Raw genomic sequence first — 20,290 nt, forward strand, 5'->3', positions numbered from 1 at the left:
AGAATGAAACAATATGCGTATTTGATAATGTTTATTGCCCTTTCCGTTGTCGGGGCATTTATAAAAATTCCCGCATATATTTCAAGTGTTGCGCTTGATTCATTTCCAGCCCTAGTGGCCGCTGTTCTATTAGGACCGGTTGCGGGAGCTGTTGCGGCTTTCTTTGGCCATATCATGTCAAGCTATCTCGCTGGTTTTCCGTTAGGAGCGCTTCATGCAATGATTGCAGTCGAAATGTTTTTGCTTGTTTGGGCATTTGGGGTGATTTACAGAAAAAACAAATACGCAGCAGCCGTTTTCTTTTTTATCGCCAATGGTTTTTTAGCTGCAGTTCCTTTTTCCTTTCTGATCGGGAAAGGCTTTTATTTCGGGTTGCTGCCGGGATTGGTCATCGGTACAGCCATCAATTTAATGATTGGTCATATCGTAACCATAAAACTTGTTCCTATTTTAGAAAAACAAAAAGGGGTTCACCGCCATGAGAGACGTTATCATGATTCCGATATCAAATGATGAAGATCTTGTGATTGCCGCTGACAATTCCGGCGGTGTGGGACAAAAATTGTTCGATTACGTCAAAGTTGATTATGAAACGGTCGCTTATTATGGTTTAAGAGTAGCTTTATCCGAATGTTTAACAGTAGGGGCAAAGCCTCTTGCTATCGTCATGCAAAACCTCATCGGTGAAGAAGAATGGTCTCATTTGCAAAAAGGCTGTCAAACCCTTTTCTCGGAACTTAAGTGCGAACCGATTCCCATAACCGGAAGCACAGAAAGCAATTTCAAGATGGTTCAGTCCGCTTTTGCGATCATGGTCATCGGGAAGGTGAGAAGAGCAGACATCAAGGTTCGGAAAACGCCAAGCCATGCGAAATTTGCCTGCATCGGAAAACCGCTGTGCGGAGGCGAAGTAATCGAAAAAAAACATGAAATCGGGCCTCTGCCAATCATAAAAAAACTATTGGAATTGCCGTATGTGTTTGAAATCGTTCCGATCGGCTCAAAAGGAGTTCAATATGAATGGAAAAAGCTTTGTGAAGAAAACAAGTTAGATTATTGCCAAATCACTTCAACAGAAATTGATATAACAAAATCGGCCGGACCTGCCACATGTTTTTTAATCTCGTTTCATCCAGACCGAACCGAAGACATTGCCAAAGCGGCAGGAGGGCATTTTTTCCAACTTAATACAAAATGAGGGTTCGAAAATCATGAGCCCAAACTATTAACTTGTTTCCTGTATTTTGCCAAAAGGAGAAAGTGACTTTCATTTTGCTAACCAATTTTTTTACAAAATGAAATTTATTTTTGAAACAGTTCCTAAATAGGCCTTGAACTAAAAATCAAACTGCGAAAGTAAGTTAGACATAAATGAAAAGTTTTTTGTTTGTTTTCCAAAACTAAAACGTTGACTGTACGGTTAATTTTTTGTAAATTAAAAATAATTCTATCAGCAGGGGTGAATGTATTGGGAAGTATTTTAGAATTGGAGAGTTAGCCGAGAGAACGAACGTATCAAAGCGAACGATCGATTATTATACAAAGATCGGCTTATTGCACCCGCGGCGCTCTGATTCCAATTATCGCCTGTATGATGAAGAGGCGGTTGAAGCGATTGAAATGGTGAAGCGGTATAAAAAGATGAACTGTCCGCTTTATGAAATTAAAGATATCATTGATATGTTGCAATCAAAAAAACTATCAAATAAAAGTTTGGAAATGCATGTCGACCATATTGCCCAACTTATGCAAAATCTTGAAAAAGAAATAAAAGACATGCAGCAACTGATGGATCATATGAACAGGGAACAGCGCACCATCATAATGGAAAAATTGTCTAAGCAAAGCGCCAATTTGGTGAAGGCGTTGCTGGTAATTTTTTATTAATCATAATCATATTCTCTTTTAAGAAAATACTAAATAAAAGAAAGATTACAGGAGGTGTATTCCTTACTGATTTTAACCAGTAAGGAGAATATTTGGAAATATTGAATTTAGTGCTTGTGGCGCTTTTAATTGCTCTTACAGCATTTTTTGTTGCTTCTGAATTCGCAATCGTGAAAGTCCGTACTTCTAGAATTGATCAGCTGGTGATGGAAGGAAATAAAAAAGCGATTGCAGCTAAAAAGGTGATCGCTAATTTAGATGAATATTTATCAGCTTGTCAGCTAGGGATTACGATTACTGCATTAGGATTAGGCTGGATTGGCGAACCGACGGTCGAACATTTATTGCATCCAGTTTTTGAATACTTCAACCTGCCTGAATCGGTAACAGCCTTATTATCCTTTGTTGTAGCGTTTTCAGTAGTTACATTTTTGCATGTAGTTGTTGGGGAATTAGCGCCAAAAACTTTCGCGATTCAAATGGCGGAAAAAATTACATTAAGGTTTGCCCGCCCGCTCATTCTTTTTGACAAAATCATGAAACCGTTTATCAAAACGTTAAATGGATCCGCTCGATTGCTGACAGGATTATTTGGATTACAACCAGCTAAGGAGCATGACATTGCCCACTCAGAGGAGGAGCTTCGCATTATTTTGTCCGAAAGCTATAAGAGCGGTGAAATAAACCAATCTGAATATAAATATGTCAACAACATTTTTGAGTTTGACAACCGCATTGCAAAAGAAATCATGGTTCCAAGAACAGAAATTGTTGCTTTTGACAAAGACATGAAATTAAAAGACTGCATTGAGATTGTCATGGAGGAGCATTATACGCGCTATCCTGTATTTAACGGCGATAAAGATAATATGATCGGAATCGTAAACATGAAGGAAGTGCTCACCGACTATGTCAAAGGTATCCAAGGAGAAAAAACGGTGGGCGAATATGTGCGGCCAGTCATACATGTCATTGAAACCATTCCGATCCATGACCTATTGGTTAAAATGCAAATGGAACGCATTCATATGGCCATTTTAATTGACGAATACGGCGGGACGGCTGGTCTAGTGACAGTCGAAGATATTTTGGAGGAAATTGTCGGGGAAATTCGCGATGAATTCGATGCGGATGAAACGCCGCAAATTAAGAAAATTACTGATTCGAAAACGGTTGTCGATGGAAAAGTTTTGATAGAAGAAGTCAATGATATTTTTGGCCTCCAGATTAAAGAGTCCGATGTTGATACTATCGGCGGATGGATTTTAACCCAAAAGATGGATGCGAAAGTCGGAGATGAAATTGATTATGACCAATATTCGTTTAAAATTTTAGACATGGACGGGTTTCATGTTAAAACGGTTGAAATTGCTGAAAGAGAATCATGAAATAACGAAGATGTACTAAAGATTTTCTTTTTTGAAGGACAATAAAAAAACAATAAGATCAAATTAAGATCCACCGCTATCATTGCGGCAGAGATTCTTTACTATTCTTTTATATATAAAAGAAAATCTTGTTTTTGCAGAAGAGATTTTCAGAAACAAGCTCTTCCATACAAGCCATTTGTTCTTTATTCGTCATTAACATGGTTATCAACTTCAACTTAAGCGGCGAATGAATAAAGATTCCAAACAACAGTAAAGGCTGTCCGATAAGTCCCTAAAATGAAGCAAGTGGAGAAAAACAATTCGTTTCTCTCCACTTGCTTTTATATTTTTTCGATTTTTATCTGAAAGCTGGCGGATGCCGGCTACTTTCAGTATGTGTGCGCCCGGCATGTATATGAACTATAGGGTGTAAGTCCCGAACCCCGAAGACAGAAGTAGAGGTTAGCCAAGAGCAATGGTGTCCGTGGCGACGCGGAATCTGAAGGAAGCGAGCGGCAAACTTTAAGGTCTCTCGGAACACGAACTTCATATGAGGCTAGGTATCACTGGGTGAGTTTGCAAAACAAAACAAAGCTCTTTCTGTCGAAGGTCATATCGAGTAAATGAGGCGGATAGATGGTGTGAAAGTGCATGTACTTACCCGGGGAGGTCTGGTGGATATGTGAAGTACGCTTCATAACCTACTTAGTGATAAGTAGCTGAACCGTCAGAAGTCAGCAGAGGTCATAGTATTAGTTGATCTAGAACAACTGAGAAGGACCGAACAATTAAGAGAGAATAGCCCTTGGCATTCAGTGAGTCATGATGAACACAGAAAACGTAGTACCTCACTTGAGGGAGGAAGCGGTGAATCCCGTGGGAGACCTCTTGGAGGGTGGAGTGACCACTGGCATAAAGAGAACAGCTATTCACGGAAGTTATGAAAACTTGCGTCAATTATCTTAATTGAACCGCCGTATACGGAACCGTACGTACGGTGGTGTGAGAGGACGGGAGTTAATCGCTCCCTCCTACTCGATTGAGAAAACGAACCACTCATTATTGTTTGATTTCTATATCTTCTTTATCGTATCCCAAAATGGTTTTCATGAAGTCTTTTAATTTATTGGAAACTCGATTTAAATTTTCTAAATCTGCCATTAGTTCCGTGATTAGTTGTGCTTCTTCTTGTGTAGATTGGGATATTTCGTTAAAATCATTTTCCATTCGCTTCATGTATTCTTGAATGCTGTCTAATGTTTGTTCAATATTTACTGTTTCTTCCTTCGTATTTGTTGACAATTTGCGTATTTCATTTGCCACTACGCCAAATCCAGCACCGGCAGCGCCAACGCGAGCAGCTTCTATCGCTGCGTTTAAGCCTAAAAGATTTGTTTGATCACTAATCTCTTTTATGATTTTCGTTATGTTGCCGACTTTGTTGGAATGTTCAGTTGCTTTTTTCACAATTTGCGTTATTTCATCAGCAGTTGCTGACAGTTCTTCAGAATGAGCCACAATTTGCTGTATTTTATCTAATAATGAGTGGGAAAAGCTTTCTATTTCATCAATAATGGTTTTTAAATAATGCTGCTTTTTAGTGCTGATGGCCGCATTTATTGCAGCAATAACATTGCCGTTTTCATCTTTTATAGGCACGGATATGCTATCAAACGGTATGCCAAATTCTTCTTCGGGGACTTTGACGACAACCGGCTTTTCCCTGTCAACCATCTGAAAGTTCAAATACTTCGGCGGCAATGGATCACCGGGTTGATGACCAAAGTCTAAATCTTTGCTGGGAGAATAAAATAAATATTTTTCATGATCAAAGACTGTGATCATAATATCCTCTCGCAAAACTTGTTTAAAAATTGGAATGGATTGAATAATTGCTTGGACGATATCCAAATCGTGTACCTCCTTGTATGCTTGAACATGGTCTTTTTTATTCACATTTTTATTATCGGCTGATATATTTTTATTTTAATTTTTAAATAAGTAATCTTTTGATGACGTCAAATATGGTGTATACTTTATGCATGTAAACAATTTTTTGAAATTTGATAAAGGGAGGTATATAAAAATGGCAAAATTTGAAGGCAAATCTGCGATTGTCACTGGCGGCGGCAGCGGAATTGGGCGTGAAGTTTGTTTATTGTTGGCCAGCAAGGGGGCTTTTGTATCTGTAGTCGATTTGTCAGAAGAAGGCGGCATGGAAACGGTTCGCCAGATTGAAGAAAAAGGTGGAAAAGCTATCTTTGTTCAAGCGGATGTCAGCAAAGTTGAGGATGTGAAACGATACATAGAGGAAACAAAAAAAGCATTCGGAAAAATCGATATGTTCTTTAACAACGCCGGTGTTGAGGGAGCAGTTGCGCCTATAGCTGAGTATCCGGATGATGCTTTTGAGAAAGTAATCAATATCAATTTAAAAGGAGCTTTTTATGGCTTGAAATATGTTATTCAAGCTATGCTTGAAAATGGTGGAGGTTCCATCGTTAATACAGCGTCCAACGCAGGACTTGTAGGAAGTCCAGGGGTCGGCCCTTATGCTGCTACAAAACACGGAGTGATTGGGCTGACAAAAACGGCGACCGGCGAATATGCGGATAAAAATATTCGGATTAATGCTATTGCGCCTGGACCGACCGCTACGAATATGATGGAACGGTTTACAAAAGGATCAAAAGAAGCAGAAGCTGCCATTAAAGAGGGGATTCCTGCCAAGCGCTACGGCACACCAAAAGAAGTCGCAAATCTTGTCGTTTTCCTGCTTGGAGATGATGCGGAGATTATTAATGGAGCTGTGTATCCGATTGACGGCGGCTTGACAGCATTATAATTTAAAACTGAAATTTTATTTTATAATTGTGTGCAAAGGGGGCTGTCCAAAAAGTCAGTTACCCTGACTTTTTGGACAGCCCCTGATTTTCACTTCACAACTTTTTGAAAACGTCATGTTTTGCTTTGACATTTACAAAAAAGAATGGAGAGTAGACGGCTTCCTTTTACATAGTGATCACGGGTTCATCAAGTCAATATAACTCCAAAATGAACCCAAGATTGTTTTAGAAAAATATAGAAAACTTCTCCGGAGAATTTAAGGAAGAGTGTTCCAATCTGTACTTTTTTCGATCAGGGTTCCTGTACGATAAATATGTCCACTTGACAACAATCAACGGTTTAATACTGCTTCAATAGCTTTTTATTCTTGCTACTCCACAAGGGTCACTTTTTAAATTTGCTCGGTATAAAACTCGCCATGAATCCTATCAAACTTCCATTTTAACCAAGCCCCTGTTTCAGGTTCAATGGAAGAAAGACGGAGCCATCCGTTTTTCACTTTTTGACGGAAAAAGGGATTGTCCCGAAGCAGCCGCTCGATATAAAAACGCGGTGCTTCAATGATCAAGAGTAAACGAAGGGGGGAATGGAACAACTCCCCGTCGGAAGAAGCAACCGACTGCCACGGAAGACCGGAAAGCAAGTCGCTCCCATTCCCTTGCATCACCCCGAATCCACCTGTAACCGTCTGCGTCGTTTTGCTGCCGCTTCCGTAATAATGCGGTGCAACGGTTGATGCGTAATATTGCAAATTGATCCATTGCCCGACCGTAGCAGGACCGGAGATGATATTTTCAAGTGCTTCGCCGGATTGGTCTTTTCGCCAGTCATAGCTGTGTAAAAACACTTTCCCGTCTAAATGGCAATGTTTTGTCAGCGTCCTGCGGCCGATAATAAAGGCTGCGTTTCCAGCTAATCCCCATTCAGGACGGATTTCGCTCCAATCGACGGAACGGCGGCTCGCCTCTGTTACCGGATTTTTCGACTTGCCAGTGCAAGGGAGATTCGCCAGCCGTTCGGCGTTTGCTTTCTGTCTCACTTCTTCTAGCTTTCCTTTTAGTAAATGGAGTGACTGCTCTGCCTTTTTCGATAAGGTTGGCAAATCGAGAAAGCAGAGTTCGTCGACTGTTGTGATATGTTCCGCTGCCACAAATACGGTCTCATCTGGAATGAAGATCCCTTCCTTCATCAGGCCTTCTCTAACTTCCTGCAAGTTACAAAGGCTTGCAAACACGCGGGCATTAAAAGCTCCGGCTGTTCCGCCGCACGCCCCGCAATCAAGGGAGGAGGCATACGGGTTATTCGTTGTCATACTTTCGTGACCGCAGATAACGACAAGGGGGGCAAAAGACGATGTTAACCCGATATTTGTTAACAATTGTTTTACGTACTGAACTTGTTCTTCCGTTGTAAACCCGATGGGTAAACCGGATGATGAACAAGATTTTTCATAATGCAATGACAAGTTTGTTGGTGGCTTCCGTTCAGCAGTTTTTTCAGCTTGCTGGAGAAAATGGCCTGCCCATCTAGGGGCAATGCTTCTGGCGATTGTATGCAAACCAAGCCATGGGCCGCTCATTTCTGGAAGCAATAAACTCGCTAATGCATGTTTTTTCATTTTTTTAAAGGTGCCCCCGATGAACTGAAATACATTCAGCCGACGACGGTATTTTGCAGCATCATCTTGTGCTGATTCGTAAATTTCATGCTGCGGCTCAATGATCGCAGGACAAGAAGGATGGGTATGGTCGCTGTCAAGTTCACGTGTTCGGATCGGCAAACCGAAAAATCCTGCGCAACCGTACGTTTCAAATGGACCGGATTCCTCTAAATGACGGCGAAAAGGCTCGGAACGGACATCAATGCAGAAAAGAAGCTGGACGGCGGCCTGCTCTTTTTGTTCAATGTATGGTCGGGATGCAATTTTTTCTTGCACCCGGGATTCGTACGTCTCTTCCCACGCCTCGAGCCAAAGGTGATAACGATTGATCCGCCAAAACCGGTCGGCAAACAATAAATAGGATGTCATTTCATCTTTCGACAATTCCCTCCACTCATCCACAGATATTCCTCCCCAATGGATCCAGGCGGCCAAAAGGGGAAGTAAACTTGAAACGTCAGCCTTTTTCTCCTGTTCCAGCGGCAAGTAAGGGGCGGCAAATGCCCATTCTAACGAAAGACGAATGGCTAAATAATCAACTAACAGTTGGAGGCCTTCTCCACTTTGCTGAGAACGCCACTTTAACATGCCGGCCCATCCCGGCAATGCAAGAAGATGAGATTCTAAATAGTCTTTCGCCTTTTCATCGTCTATATCAAGCAGCGACAGCGAAAACAACAGTGCTGTTTCCGCATCTTCCGGCCAGTCAGCAAGGCGTTTTCGCTCATTTTTTGAAAGAGCCGGATCGTTTTGGATAAGTTTGTGCCAAGCAGGATAGAATCCCTGTTCCCGGAATGGCATTGCCCATGCAGCCTGATTTTCATCCAAATATAGTTTGCACCATTTGATCATTTGTTGATCAAGCCGTTCGTCTAGCTTTTTCATACGGGCGCTAATCGGTTTCACCACCGCTGCATTTGTGGAACCGATCCACTCGGCTATTTCCGCCGCCAGCTCGTTCAGTTCTGGTGAATCTAACCATTGATGCGGTACGGTTTCGTTCCACAAAAGTGCACGGCACAACTGTTCCGCTTTGTGGCGATGAACGGGCAGAGACTGCTCGGAAAGCCAGTTCTCCAGCTGTTTTTCAACGAAGGAGGAATCGATTTCGCCTCTAGAGAGAGCTTTGCGTACAACCGGCATTGTCGGATACAGGTGAACATGCAGGTTTTGTTGAAAATGCTCGGCTACTTCGGTAAACGGCATATGTTCAAGTTCCATCCACGGATGCCGTGCAATGAATGTTGAAATCGGCCAAAGAGGAGCAATTGCATCGCATGCCTGTTCCACGAGCTGAAGAATAGAGCGGGACACATCTTTCTTATTTCGTTTACTTTGCTCTTCAGGACGTTCAAGTGAAATCACTGTTTTACTCATGAGTCTTCTCCTCCTTCAAATATGCATGTAAGTAATAGGGGTGCCGTTCAACTGCAGGCAGACTAGGCTCACTAAAATGGACAAGCCGCATATAAAATCGGGCAGCAACACCGGAAGAACGGTGTTTATAGAACTGTGTTAACGCCAATGAGAAAACAATAAACAGAATGAAAGCAAACCATTCAAGGGCAAGCGGAGGCGCAAAGTGAGAAGCCTCTACTTTATGCAGCATGGCCATTAGTCCGCTGCGCACTTCTTCTGAAATAAATGCCAGTATCGCTGCTAGTGCCAACCCAAGCCATCGGCCTTCTCGGAAAAGCGCAAATCTGCTCCATGCAATCGTCATGGACGAACCAAGAAGCAAAGCGCTCAATAGGCGCGCCGGCTCTTCCGGCGAAACGGCCCAGAAGCCGAATCCAAGTGCCAAGCCAAGTATCGTGCCGACAAACCTATGTCCTTTTTTGCGCACCAATGTTTGTGCCGAATGTCCCGGACGGGGAACAGCCGATCCGGACTGTAAAAATAAAGTCGCTTTAAATAAGCCGTGCAAAATAAGATGAATGACTGCTGCCTCGTAAGCGCCTAATGCACATTGAATAAGCATCATACCCATTTGTGCCATCGTTGAGGCGACTAGTTGCCGTTTATAATCCACTTGAACGAAACTGACGCCGGTACCGATCATAACGGAAATAAACGCGATTAGAAGAAGGAGAAAGTGTGTGACTGCATCCGTAAACAACGGTGAGAAATGCCAAAGCAAAAGTCCTCCGGCATTGACAAGACCGGCGTGCATCACAGCCGAAACCGGCGTCGGTGTTACCGCAGATTCAAGCAGCCAACGGTGGAAAGGCCATTGCCCGGCAGGAATGATGGCCGCCAAAATAAGCAGTAAGCTTATTCCGGCTGTCTCCCACCATTTAAGATGAGACAACTTATCCGTTGATAAAGCGCCCGATAACTTCCACTCCCCAGTCGCATGAAACAGCAAGACAGACACTGCACATACCGCAAGGGAAGAAACAAAAAACATTGTTCCCATTTGCACCGCTTCAGCTTTTGCCGGCCGCCATTCTTTTTTTAAAGCCGTCAAAAAGACAAGACCGAAAAGAGGCATAGCCCAGCAAATGCTAAACAGGCGTAGATCATCAGTCATCCAAGTGCTGGCGGCAGAGCCGGTTGTCCATGTCAAGAATAGAAAATATAGCCGGTAGACTCGATCCCCATGCAAATATCGAATGGAAAACCGCTGGATGATAAAGCCGAGTGTTGAAATATAGATCGCCATCATCCAGCTAATCGTGTCGAGCCGCCATGGTCCGGCTTTTATTTCCGCACCAGAATAAATCCACCCGAAGAATGCCGAAGCAATCGGCAAAAGAAGCAGGCAAACGTGAACATGTACATACCAGTCGGGCACACGAGGATGCAGATAAATCAATGCGCTTATGAGCACGATCATCAATGCTGCCAGCCATCCAAAAAACAACATTTCTTGCAAATTTCGTTCCTCCTCTTGTGTAACCTTTTTGAAAGAAAAAACCGGCTATGTCATTCTAAGCAAAACAGCCTTTTTTAAGAAAATGACTGTCTTTTGCCTAAAAATGACGATAGCCGGTTTACCTTAAACCAATTTCGATTGGCTTAGATCTCCCGTTTCAGTTTTCACATTGTCGGTTTACCTTCAACGAACCTACTAATAGATTCCGTAGGTTTTTTGAAGGTCTGCCGACTTTGGCAATTCTCTCGTATTTTTTCAAAAAAAGTTGTTTTCATTATACATCATCGTTTTCAAGATTGCACGTATTTTTTTAGAGATTATAGAAAAAGCGTTTACGTTTATTTAAGGAGTTTCTTTTCCAAATTTTGAAACAATTTAAACACCATAATTCGCTCCCCGGTTTGAGTACTAAGGTCCGTATGGAAACTTTTTACTTGCTCTTCTGTAATTTGAAAAATCATCTCTTTCAGCTCATCAACCCCGGATTCGACTAAACTGGAGCGGATTTGTTTCACAGACAACATCCCTTCTTTAGACTCACAGAGGGCATATTCCGCTGGGGTTAGAATACCTTGCAGCGATACAATAATCATATCCCGCAAAATATCCGTTTTGACGGACACAGATCCGCGTCCAAGAAAATCTTTTTCCCATTTTGTTAATGCTTTGCTGATTTCAGCCTCGATACTGCCTTTCGATTGATTCATGATGTTTCACCTCTCTAACAGGTACATGACAAGGAATTAAAGTTCGAAAATGATAAAACGACTGATACGATTCGTATTCCCTTTTTTGATCAATAATCATTATTATAATCATTATCGGCTTTGGCTGCTAGAAAAAAATCATTCTTTGTTTGAATCAATCATTTTGAAATGGCAATTCCATCATCAATTTTGGAATCCAAAAGAGATTGTAAAGCATATGGATAAGAACACCGTTTACCCGAGGCCCAGTCGGGTGACATTTGAGTATATCTCATGAAACTCATCACTCATCTTTTAAGGTTTCTAGAGAGTAAAAGGGAGCGCGTCCCCAGTTGTCGAAAAAAGCAGTAGCCATTAACCATCGAACGATAACAATTTTCAACATCCGAGATGTAACCTGTTCAGCGTTTTATCATTGACAAAGATTCAGGTTTTCGCTGCTAAAAAATATCGGAAAATGTTCCAACCAAACAAAGCTGTACGGCGAGATGTATTCTTTGAGCGCTAAAACAGCGTATTTCAACCATAAAGGATCTGGTGAAACGATTGAAACATGATCTAATTTTTCTTCTTGGGTGATATACTAGAAGATATGAAAGGGGGTGTCTAATAAGTGATTTTTACGGCTTATTGACGCCCCCATGAATGTTTTAGAAACGTTGATATATCGGTGTTTATGAATTTTTGTTTTCAATGGGGATTTGACTTTCTAAGACAGCCCCATAGAAGAAGGTTGTTGATGAGGAAACGCACCGTGAACGCAACTAATTAAGAACGAGAGTTTAGCTGTAATGAACATTTAGGCACTGAAAAAACTATTGCAACAATCAGCATGAAAAGAGATAATAAGATTTATATGGAATTTTATAAAATATTGCTAAAATTATTGGTAGGGGTTGTAGTAAATATGAAAGTTGTAAAATTTGGTGGAACGTCCGTTGCATCAGGACAACAAATTAAAAAAGTGTTCGACATCGTCACATCTGATCCGAAAAGAAAAATTGTCGTTGTTTCGGCTCCTGGCAAAAGATTTAAAGAAGATGTGAAAGTGACCGACTTATTAATAAAGTGCGGGGAAGAATATTTGAACAATGGCAGCGTAAAGGAAACATATGAAGCTGTTGTGAACAGATATGTTGAAATTGCTAAAGAATTAGGATTATCTAATGATATTATTGATCGAATTTCTGCTGATTTGCAAGAAATTTTACATGGGGACAAATCAAATCCTGCCCGTTTTATGGATGCGGTGAAGGCCAGCGGTGAAGATAATAATGCAAAACTGATCACTGCGTATTTTCAATCGCGCGGAGTTGAAGCCCATTATGTGAATCCTAAAGAAGCAGGGCTTATTGTGAGCGATGAACCAGGCAATGCACAAGTGCTTCCGGAAGCCTATGAAAATTTAAAAAAGCTTCGTGATCGCTCAGGAATTCTGATTTTTCCTGGATTTTTCGGCTATTCAAAAGACGGAAAGCTCGTCACCTTTTCACGTGGCGGTTCCGATATAACCGGTTCTATTTTGGCCAACGGGGTCGGAGCGGAAATATATGAAAACTTTACGGACGTAGATGCGGTCTATTCTGTAAATCCAAATTTTGTTGAAAATCCAAAAGAAATTCGGGAGCTTACATATAAAGAAATGCGTGAGTTATCTTACGCTGGCTTTGCAGTATTTCATGACGAAGCACTTATTCCGGCATTCCGTGCAGGAATCCCGGTAAATATTAAAAACACCAATAATCCATCGGCTCCTGGTACAAAAATTGTGCATGAACGAACAGATTCTAACGGTCCTGTCGTAGGTATCGCTAGTGATACCGGTTTTTGCAGCATTTATGTCAATAAATATTTAATGAACAGAGAAATCGGTTTTGGCCGAAGATTGTTGCAAATTTTAGAAGATTTTGGGCTGTCATATGAACATACACCTTCTGGAATTGATGACATTTCTGTCATTTTGCGCCAGGATCAGTTTGATTCGGAAACAGAACGGAAAGTTGTAGAGCGGATCAAAAAGGAACTGGAAGTCGATAATATAGAAGTTGCTTATGATTTAGCGGTAATCATGATTGTTGGCGAAGGAATGCGGAAAAATGTCGGAACGATGGCCAGAGCTGCAACAGCGCTTGCAAACAGCGGTGTGAACCTTGAAATGATCAATCAAGGGTCATCAGAAGTGAGCATGATGTTTGGCGTAAAAGGAACGGATGAAAAGAAAGCTGTAAAAGCGTTATATGAAGAGTTTTTTGGGACTAAATAACTTAATCAAAATTGTCCACGCCTGCAGACAAAATGTATTTTCTGTCTGCAGGCTGTTTTTTTGTTGGAACAGGTAAGACATTTATGGAGATCCGGGACTTTTTTTCTGATGAATGAGTGGCTTTTTCTTTGAAAATAGCAAGTTCATTCTCCATTGCAAAAACGAGCGATTTTACTTTTTGCTTTCTAAAAGGGCAGTCTATTTATTGAAAAACATATGGCGGCTTTACATATGCGGTTTCAAGCGGATTAAAAAAGATTTTGCAGAAAAAGTTATGGTTGACATTCTTAAACGGTCGTATGCCTCTTAAAAAGCTAGTCGTCTGAAGCATTGATGATGAAACTAGGTCGATTTTACTATTCTTTAAAAATGATGAATTTTGCACCGATATAAATAAAAAAGGGGTTTGGGAAGGGGATCGTAGATCATATGAAAAAGAATAAAACAGTGACAAGGATCACTACTTCCAAAAAGCAAGGCGGATTGAGAAGAAGGCTGCTCAGAAGCTTTGGAATATTAATGCTGCTAACATGTTTAATGGCCGTTATTAATTTTGGGGTATTAAAAAATTTAACAAATCATACGGAAAGCATCATGAAGGAAGATGTAGAAGGACTGATCCAAAACGAGAAAATGCGATACAATATCGCAGAACGCATTTCATTAATCAACCAGTTTCTTCTATACGGAGATCGAGACATTCGTCAAAAATACGAAGAATTGGCAAAACAGAGCAGCGAGATTCAAAAGCAGTTATTGGAATTGAATTCTTCACAGCAAATGAAGGATTTAGTTGCGAAATGCCACCAATGGGAATTGCTTGTCCGACACGAGGTTTTATTTGACTATGATATGGGGAAAAAGAATGATGCTTTAAAGCAAATGAAAGAAAGTGTACAACCGCTTGGGGAAACGATTATTCAAGAATTTGAAAAAGTGATGTCAGATCGGCAAAACGATGTAATCAAAAGCGGAAATAATATGATTCAGCTTAGCAATCTATCTATCATCATCATATTAGCCGTTTTGGCCTCCATACTTTTAATCGGTTTCATCATGTCCTTTAAAATGGCTCGTTCCATTACGAATCCTTTGATCAAAATCGCCGGCCAAATGGAGCAAATATCAAAGGGAAATCTAATGTTGGAACCGTTATCAATAAAGTCGAAGGATGAAATCGGCGAATTGATGGAATCTGTCAACGAAATGGGGAATCAGCTTCGAAAGATCGTGCAAGACATATATCATGCTTCAGATACTATGTCAAAACAAAGCAGCGATTTGCTTTCTTCCTCTAAAGAGCTAAAAGAAGGAAGCAACCAAATCGCTGCGACGATGCAAGAGCTGTCGGTTGGTGCCGAATCACAAGCTAATTCTGCATCAGAGCTTTCTGAAGCAATGGGGATGTACATGGAAAAGATTTATCAAATACATAGGAATGGAAAAGAAATGTTTGATAAATCGAGAGAAGTGCTGGAGTTGACGGACAATGGCAGCAAGCTGATGAATCAATCGAAAAAACTTTTTGATTATATGTTTACAGGCATGCAAAGCAATATGAAAAAAATTAAAAAACTTGATGAACGCTCAAAACAAATTTCCAAACTCGTTGAAGTTATTCAATCCATAGCTGATCAAACCAATTTGCTCGCCTTAAATGCAGCGATTGAAGCGGCTCGAGCGGGGGAACATGGAAAAGGATTTGCAGTAGTAGCAGATGAGGTCAGAAAATTGGCTGAACAAGTTTCCAATTCCGTTGTGGATATTCAAAAAATCGTGGAAGAAGTCCATGGCGAGACGAATAAAGTGACGAAAAGCTTTGAATTAGGATTTCAACAAGTAGAATCGGGAATGGGATCAATGAACGAAACGAGTGCCGCATTTCAACAAATTAAAGAAACGATTAAAGAAATTTCCGAAAGAATCAACAATGCTCAAAATGATTTAACTGACATGTTATCAACGAGCGAATCGATTAATGATTCGATTTCCAACATCGCATCGATATCGGAAGAGGCGGCTGCAGGTATTGAACAAACATCAGCTTCAGCAGCAACGGCAAATGAATCTGCGGCAACCATTGCTTCACATGCCGAATCCATGTCAAATCTAGCTGGAGATTTGCAATCTTTAGTGAAAAGGTTTCAAGTTCAATAATCAATTTTTACGAACCGTATGACAAAATAAAAGGATGAATGGACTGTAAAGCGTGCAAGCATCTTGCTGCACGCTTTTATTTTTTTCGATAAGAAAAGATTTTGACTGACTGCGCACTTTTGAAATGACAGCGTTTACATAAACTGTTTTTTTCATTAAAATGAGCATTATAAAATAAAAAAGGAAAAGGGGATTGGAAATGTTTTTTTCCTATACTCAAGAAGAAATGGAGAGGGCTTTAAACTTGTTTCATACGCTTGCAAAAGCGTATAAAAACGTTTCGGATCACGCCAATCGAGACAGCAAGGAGCATGGTTTGAATCCAACCGAATATGCTGTATTGGAGCTTCTGTACATAAAGGGTCCGCAAAAACTTCAGCAAATCGGGTCAAAACTATTGCTTGTCAGCGGTAATGTAACTTATGTTATTGACAAGCTTGAAAAAAACGGGTGGATTTATCGGGAAAAAAATCCGAAAGATAAACGGTCAGTTTATGCAAATTTATCGGAGAAGGGGCGCCAATATTTTGATGAAATATATCCGATCCGCGCCTTAAGGATGGCGAGAGTTTTTTCCGGCCTATCCGAAGAAGAACAAGTGCAATTGATTGAACTGTTAAAAAAAGCTGCAGACTCCAGCAATAGTGTGCTGTTTCGATAATTTTTATGAATGAAATTCTATGTAATTATTGAATAAAGCTATGTTTATACCGATATAAAAAATGAGAACCCATAGTTGAGGAAGTGTTAAAATAATGGATCGCCTTTTTCAACAATTTTATGACCTCATTTTTCAATTTCACCCTGATATGATCGTTTTTTGTGATCCAAGCGGATTGGTCAAGGAAGGCAACAGAATGGCTGCGCATTTTTTGCAAAAGAAAGGTTCGATTTATCATTTTTTTCATTCTTCATCCAGAAAAGAGATTCAGCATCTTTTTGAACAGGTGAGGATAACCGGCGAACCTGCAACTTTTGAGGCAGTTGTTGAGGAAACGCCTTCGTCCATCTTATGCCTTCCTTTATATAGCAATAATTTTTTTTATGGTTATGCGCTGATTATAAGAGATATTTCAAAAGTAAAGGAAGCGGATGAAAAGATTCAATATTTAACGCAATTTGACGATTTGACAAAGCTGCCAAATGAACAAGCTACTTTCAACCGTTTAGAGTATTTATGCCAAACAGAAAAAAATCCTGCTGCAGTTGTGAAGTTTCAAATTAACCGCTATAAATACATAAACGAAATTTTTGGGAAAGATATTAGTAATGAAGTGATTAAGTCATTTGCAAGGCAGTTGAGAAATATTTTTCCCGATACATACTTTATAGGTCGTCTGTCAAATGACGAGTTTTTAGTTATTGTTTACAATGTTGTAAATAAAGATGAGATGATTCGTGATATTGTGCATCGTATCAATAAGCTGGAAGATATACTTGTCATCAACGATTTGGAAATTTATTACGACTACAGCATTGGCATCGTGTTTTACCCGGTTCATGGAAGAACGCCGAAAACTTTAATTAAAAATAGTGAAATTGCTATCAAAATGGGGAAAGAAAAAAACGAGCGCATTGCCCAATTTAATAATCATAACAGCAAATCGATCGAACGAAGAATTTTTATAGAAAATGAGCTTTACAAAGCTGTGAAAAAAAGAGAATTATGTTTATATTATCAACCGATCGTCGATACAAAAGAAAAAAAAATTACCGGCTTTGAAATGCTGCTCAGATGGAAACATAAAGAGCTTGGGATGATTCCCCCTTCAGAATTTATACCGATTGCGGAAGATACAGGGCTTATCGTAGAAATCGGCAAATGGAGCATGGAAAAAGCTTGCCAGCAATTAAAGGAATGGAGAGATAAGGGCTTCCGTGACTTGAAAATCAGTGTCAATTTATCTATTAAACAATTTTACCAGCATGATGTTGTGAAAATGATTACGGATTACTTGACGATGTATGAAATTCCGCCTGAATGCTTTGAGCTTGAATTTACCGAAACCGTCCCAATGTACAATTTTGAATGGTTTTTGGAAATCATCCGCAAGTTAAAGAAACTAAATATAGGTCTGAGCATCGATGATTTCGGAACAGGCTATAGTTCGCTCAGCTATTTAACGAAGCTGAAGCTGGATAAAATTAAAATTGACCGTTCTTTTATTCAAAACATTTATTTAGAGCACGACCACAATGTCGTTGTAAAAACGATCATTGCTCTAGCGCAAAATTTGAAGCTTTCCATTGTAGCGGAAGGCGTCGAAAAAAAAGAACAAGTATTTTTTCTGAATCGCCACCATTGTTTTCAAATGCAAGGTTTTTATTTCAGCAAGCCTGTTTCATCTGATGAAGCATTCCAACTTTTGCAAAATTGGCCTGAAAAGAAAAATCAATTGTTCATTTGAAAATCTTGATCGTCGGATTTAGATTGATTACTCTTAAAAAAATATTCTGCTTTTAACAGGTGAAACCGGCAATTTTGCCGGTTTCAACGAACGAATGAGCTCGGGCTTCTTTGAAAAAGGCGGAATGTAATGTTTACCATCCCAACCAAGATGCACCGACAATAATGAGAAGAATAAACAGAACGACAATTAACGCAAAGCCTGCGCCGTATCCTTCACCTACTCCAGCCATATAATAACCTCCTGTAAAATGTTTTATTACAGTTATAAACTATGCTGAAGAAGCTTAAGTTGTATAGGCGGATTTCATAATAAATGCTCGACGATGGCCTTAATTTTTTCATGCTGATCGATGGAAAAATAATGTTTCATTGGGCAAATGCTTGATTTTACCCGGTTTATGCAGAAGTCCATTGTAAAAGATTCAGCATCAAGCTGTTCATTGACTTCATTCCAATGAAGCGGAGCGGCAACCGTTCCATTTTCGACTCCTCTGACGGAATAAGGAGAAATGATCGTTTTTCCCTCTGCATGCTGTAAAAAGTCAATATAAAGCCGGCTGCCCCGGTTTTTCTTCAAGCGTTCAATCGTAAATTCGTTCGGATGCTGTTCGGCTAAATAATTAGCGAAAAAAGACGTAAACCGCCTCGTTTCCTCATATGAGAAAATGTTGGTGCCGATCGGAATATGAACTTGAATTCCTTTGTTTCCGGAAAGCTTTGGAAAGGAGGCAATCTCAAACCGATCTAAACATTCCTTCAGCTTGTTTGCAGCATAAACAGCCAAATGAAATTCGTTTTTCGACGGCGGATCTAAATCAAATACAATTTCTGCCGGCTGTTTCTCCTTCCACGTATTAAAGGGGATATGAAATTCAATTGCGAGCTGGTTGCCAAGCCACATAAGCGTTTTTTTGTCATTGCAAATGATATAATGAATCCCGTCGATTGTTTTTGTCTGAATAAATTCCGGGGCATAATCAGGACAATTTTTTTGAAAAAATGCTTCTCCCAACAAACCGTGCGGATAGCGGATCACCGTTAAGGGGCGGTCTTTTAAAAATGGAAGCATGTAATCGGAAATTTCCAATAAATAAAGCAAAAAATCTTGTTTTTGTATATCATATTTCGGCCAAAGAGGTTTTTCAATATGTGTGACAGCCACATCTTTGACATTGGCTGCAGCCATTTTCAGCTGCAAAAAAGTGCAGTCTGTCCAATCATGTTCCAATGCAAAGGAATGGAAAGAAGGTTCTCTTAAACTGCCGCTGTCAATGGAAAGAAACCGTACTTTCATGCAAATGGCCGGCTCTATAGTATATAGGTGGTTTTCCTTTTTTCCTTTCTTTTTTATAATCTCCAACAACGCTTGTTTTTGGTTGTCAGGCATACCGTGAGAAAAAACGCCGGCTTGCACAATTGTTCCTTTATGATGAACAGAAATATGCATGTAGCCGTTGTTTGAATCAAATCCAGTGACAATAAAGAGCGCTTCTTTAAAGTTTTTGATTTTCAGCCATTGTGATGTTCTTTTCTTGTTCTCATATGTGCTTAACATATGTTTGCAAACAACGCCTTCTCCATCATGCTCGACAATTTTTTTCCATAATTGGGAAAACTGATGATATGCTTGAATCATTTGGATCGGGACCGGATTCTCTGGACTAACATGCAGCGGTAAACCGAGTTGTTGAAATAAGGAGGATAGTAGTTCTTTTCGGCTGGAAAGGGGTTTTTTTGTTATATCCTCTCCTTGCAGCAAAAGTATATCGAAAACGAGAAGCTGATATGCTTCGGTCGTTTCATCGCTTTTTCTTTTCCATTTTCTTTTTAAAGAGGCAATATCAGCGGAAAAAGCTGTTTTGAGCATAACAAGCTCTCCGTCCAAAACAAGCGGAAAAAAAGGACGCCATTTTTCTATATGTCTTTCGATAAAATGTTTAATTTCCGGGAACGATGGGGATAAATCGTTTCCATTTCGGCTCATGAGAGAAATACGGTCTTCGTCCGCTTGCAATATCGCGCGAAAACCATCATATTTTGGCTCATATAGCCATTGCTCCCCTTCCGGAATATGGAAAGATAATGTCGGCATCATCGGTTGCATAGTGTTC

At 40.2% G+C, this 20,290-nt stretch carries 15 protein-coding genes; 9 read left to right on the forward strand and 6 right to left on the reverse strand.

Annotated elements, in window-relative coordinates; genetic code table 11:
- Positions 1-3: 3 nt before the first annotated feature.
- The 4 genes from NSR00_RS01810 (at position 4) to NSR00_RS01825 (ending at position 3,275) form a co-directional block, all read left to right on the forward strand.
- On the forward strand, positions 4-513 hold the full coding sequence (locus NSR00_RS01810) for an ECF transporter S component (protein ID WP_063389398.1): 510 nt from the start codon (positions 4-6) through the stop codon (positions 511-513).
- Positions 479-1,198, forward strand: coding sequence for an AIR synthase related protein (locus NSR00_RS01815; protein ID WP_063389397.1), 720 nt, complete (start codon positions 479-481; stop codon positions 1,196-1,198). Before NSR00_RS01810 ends, NSR00_RS01815 begins: the two co-directional genes overlap by 35 nt.
- Positions 1,199-1,527: 329 nt before the next feature.
- Complete coding sequence (locus NSR00_RS01820; protein WP_445659571.1) at positions 1,528-1,887, forward strand: MerR family transcriptional regulator; 360 nt, start codon at positions 1,528-1,530, stop codon at positions 1,885-1,887.
- A gap of 92 nt (positions 1,888-1,979) precedes the next feature.
- Positions 1,980-3,275, forward strand: a complete 1,296-nt coding sequence (locus tag NSR00_RS01825) for a hemolysin family protein (protein ID WP_340786616.1) — start codon at positions 1,980-1,982, stop codon at positions 3,273-3,275.
- A gap of 1,041 nt (positions 3,276-4,316) precedes the next feature.
- Here the strand turns inward: NSR00_RS01825 and NSR00_RS01830 are convergent.
- On the reverse strand, positions 4,317-5,168 hold the full coding sequence (locus tag NSR00_RS01830; protein ID WP_340786618.1) for a methyl-accepting chemotaxis protein: 852 nt from the start codon (positions 5,166-5,168) through the stop codon (positions 4,317-4,319).
- A gap of 175 nt (positions 5,169-5,343) precedes the next feature.
- Here NSR00_RS01830 and NSR00_RS01835 point away from each other — a divergent pair, with 175 nt between their 5' ends.
- Positions 5,344-6,102: an SDR family NAD(P)-dependent oxidoreductase gene (locus tag NSR00_RS01835; protein WP_311067129.1), complete on the forward strand. Its 759-nt coding sequence runs from the start codon at positions 5,344-5,346 to the stop codon at positions 6,100-6,102.
- Positions 6,103-6,495: 393 nt separating this feature from the next.
- Here NSR00_RS01835 and NSR00_RS01840 read toward each other — a convergent pair whose 3' ends face one another.
- The 3 genes from NSR00_RS01840 to NSR00_RS01850 form a co-directional block, all read right to left on the reverse strand.
- Complete coding sequence (locus NSR00_RS01840) at positions 6,496-9,141, reverse strand: DUF2309 domain-containing protein (protein ID WP_340786620.1); 2,646 nt, start codon at positions 9,139-9,141, stop codon at positions 6,496-6,498.
- A complete protein-coding gene (locus tag NSR00_RS01845; RefSeq protein WP_340789110.1) occupies positions 9,134-10,633 on the reverse strand; it encodes an NADH dehydrogenase subunit 5 in 1,500 nt (499 codons plus the stop codon). Before NSR00_RS01845 ends, NSR00_RS01840 begins: the two co-directional genes overlap by 8 nt.
- A gap of 347 nt (positions 10,634-10,980) precedes the next feature.
- On the reverse strand, positions 10,981-11,349 hold the full coding sequence (locus NSR00_RS01850; protein WP_311067132.1) for a DUF2294 domain-containing protein: 369 nt from the start codon (positions 11,347-11,349) through the stop codon (positions 10,981-10,983).
- Between the two features lie 907 nt (positions 11,350-12,256).
- On the opposite strand from NSR00_RS01850, the gene NSR00_RS01855 reads away from it, so the two are divergent.
- From NSR00_RS01855 to NSR00_RS01870, 4 genes are all read left to right on the forward strand, one after another.
- Positions 12,257-13,612, forward strand: a complete 1,356-nt coding sequence (locus tag NSR00_RS01855; RefSeq protein ID WP_066250843.1) for an aspartate kinase — start codon at positions 12,257-12,259, stop codon at positions 13,610-13,612.
- A gap of 429 nt (positions 13,613-14,041) precedes the next feature.
- Positions 14,042-15,769, forward strand: a complete 1,728-nt coding sequence (locus tag NSR00_RS01860; protein ID WP_340786623.1) for a methyl-accepting chemotaxis protein — start codon at positions 14,042-14,044, stop codon at positions 15,767-15,769.
- 199 nt (positions 15,770-15,968) lie between these two features.
- Positions 15,969-16,430, forward strand: coding sequence for a MarR family winged helix-turn-helix transcriptional regulator (locus tag NSR00_RS01865; RefSeq protein WP_063389390.1), 462 nt, complete (start codon positions 15,969-15,971; stop codon positions 16,428-16,430).
- Between the two features lie 94 nt (positions 16,431-16,524).
- The gene (locus NSR00_RS01870) at positions 16,525-18,177 is read left to right on the forward strand and encodes a bifunctional diguanylate cyclase/phosphodiesterase (RefSeq protein WP_339199548.1); all 1,653 of its coding nucleotides are present in this window, start codon (positions 16,525-16,527) and stop codon (positions 18,175-18,177) included.
- Positions 18,178-18,310: 133 nt separating this feature from the next.
- On the opposite strand, the gene NSR00_RS01875 is transcribed toward NSR00_RS01870, so the two are convergent.
- Positions 18,311-18,409, reverse strand: coding sequence for a YjcZ family sporulation protein (locus NSR00_RS01875; RefSeq protein ID WP_340786628.1), 99 nt, complete (start codon positions 18,407-18,409; stop codon positions 18,311-18,313).
- 74 nt (positions 18,410-18,483) lie between these two features.
- Positions 18,484-20,283 carry a DNA ligase D gene (locus tag NSR00_RS01880; RefSeq protein ID WP_340786629.1) on the reverse strand — a complete coding sequence of 600 codons (1,800 nt, stop codon included), beginning with the start codon at positions 20,281-20,283 and terminating at the stop codon, positions 18,484-18,486.
- Between the last annotated feature and the right edge of the window lie 7 nt (positions 20,284-20,290).

It is taken from the genome of Aeribacillus sp. FSL K6-8394 (assembly GCF_038008865.1).
GTDB classification, from domain to species: Bacteria; Bacillota; Bacilli; order Bacillales; family Aeribacillaceae; genus Aeribacillus; species Aeribacillus composti.

Coding starts and splice junctions, on each gene's coding strand:
- NSR00_RS01810 (WP_063389398.1), top strand. CDS start 4: ATGAAACAATATGCGTATTTGATAATGTTTATTGCCCTTTCCGTTGTC.
- NSR00_RS01815 (WP_063389397.1), top strand. CDS start 479: ATGAGAGACGTTATCATGATTCCGATATCAAATGATGAAGATCTTGTG.
- NSR00_RS01835 (WP_311067129.1), top strand. CDS start 5,344: ATGGCAAAATTTGAAGGCAAATCTGCGATTGTCACTGGCGGCGGCAGC.
- NSR00_RS01840 (WP_340786620.1), bottom strand. CDS start 9,141: ATGAGTAAAACAGTGATTTCACTTGAACGTCCTGAAGAGCAAAGTAAA.
- NSR00_RS01845 (WP_340789110.1), bottom strand. CDS start 10,633: ATGTTGTTTTTTGGATGGCTGGCAGCATTGATGATCGTGCTCATAAGC.
- NSR00_RS01850 (WP_311067132.1), bottom strand. CDS start 11,349: ATGAATCAATCGAAAGGCAGTATCGAGGCTGAAATCAGCAAAGCATTA.
- NSR00_RS01855 (WP_066250843.1), top strand. CDS start 12,257: ATGAAAGTTGTAAAATTTGGTGGAACGTCCGTTGCATCAGGACAACAA.
- NSR00_RS01860 (WP_340786623.1), top strand. CDS start 14,042: ATGAAAAAGAATAAAACAGTGACAAGGATCACTACTTCCAAAAAGCAA.
- NSR00_RS01865 (WP_063389390.1), top strand. CDS start 15,969: ATGTTTTTTTCCTATACTCAAGAAGAAATGGAGAGGGCTTTAAACTTG.
- NSR00_RS01870 (WP_339199548.1), top strand. CDS start 16,525: ATGGATCGCCTTTTTCAACAATTTTATGACCTCATTTTTCAATTTCAC.
- NSR00_RS01875 (WP_340786628.1), bottom strand. CDS start 18,409: ATGGCTGGAGTAGGTGAAGGATACGGCGCAGGCTTTGCGTTAATTGTC.
- NSR00_RS01880 (WP_340786629.1), bottom strand. CDS start 20,283: ATGCAACCGATGATGCCGACATTATCTTTCCATATTCCGGAAGGGGAG.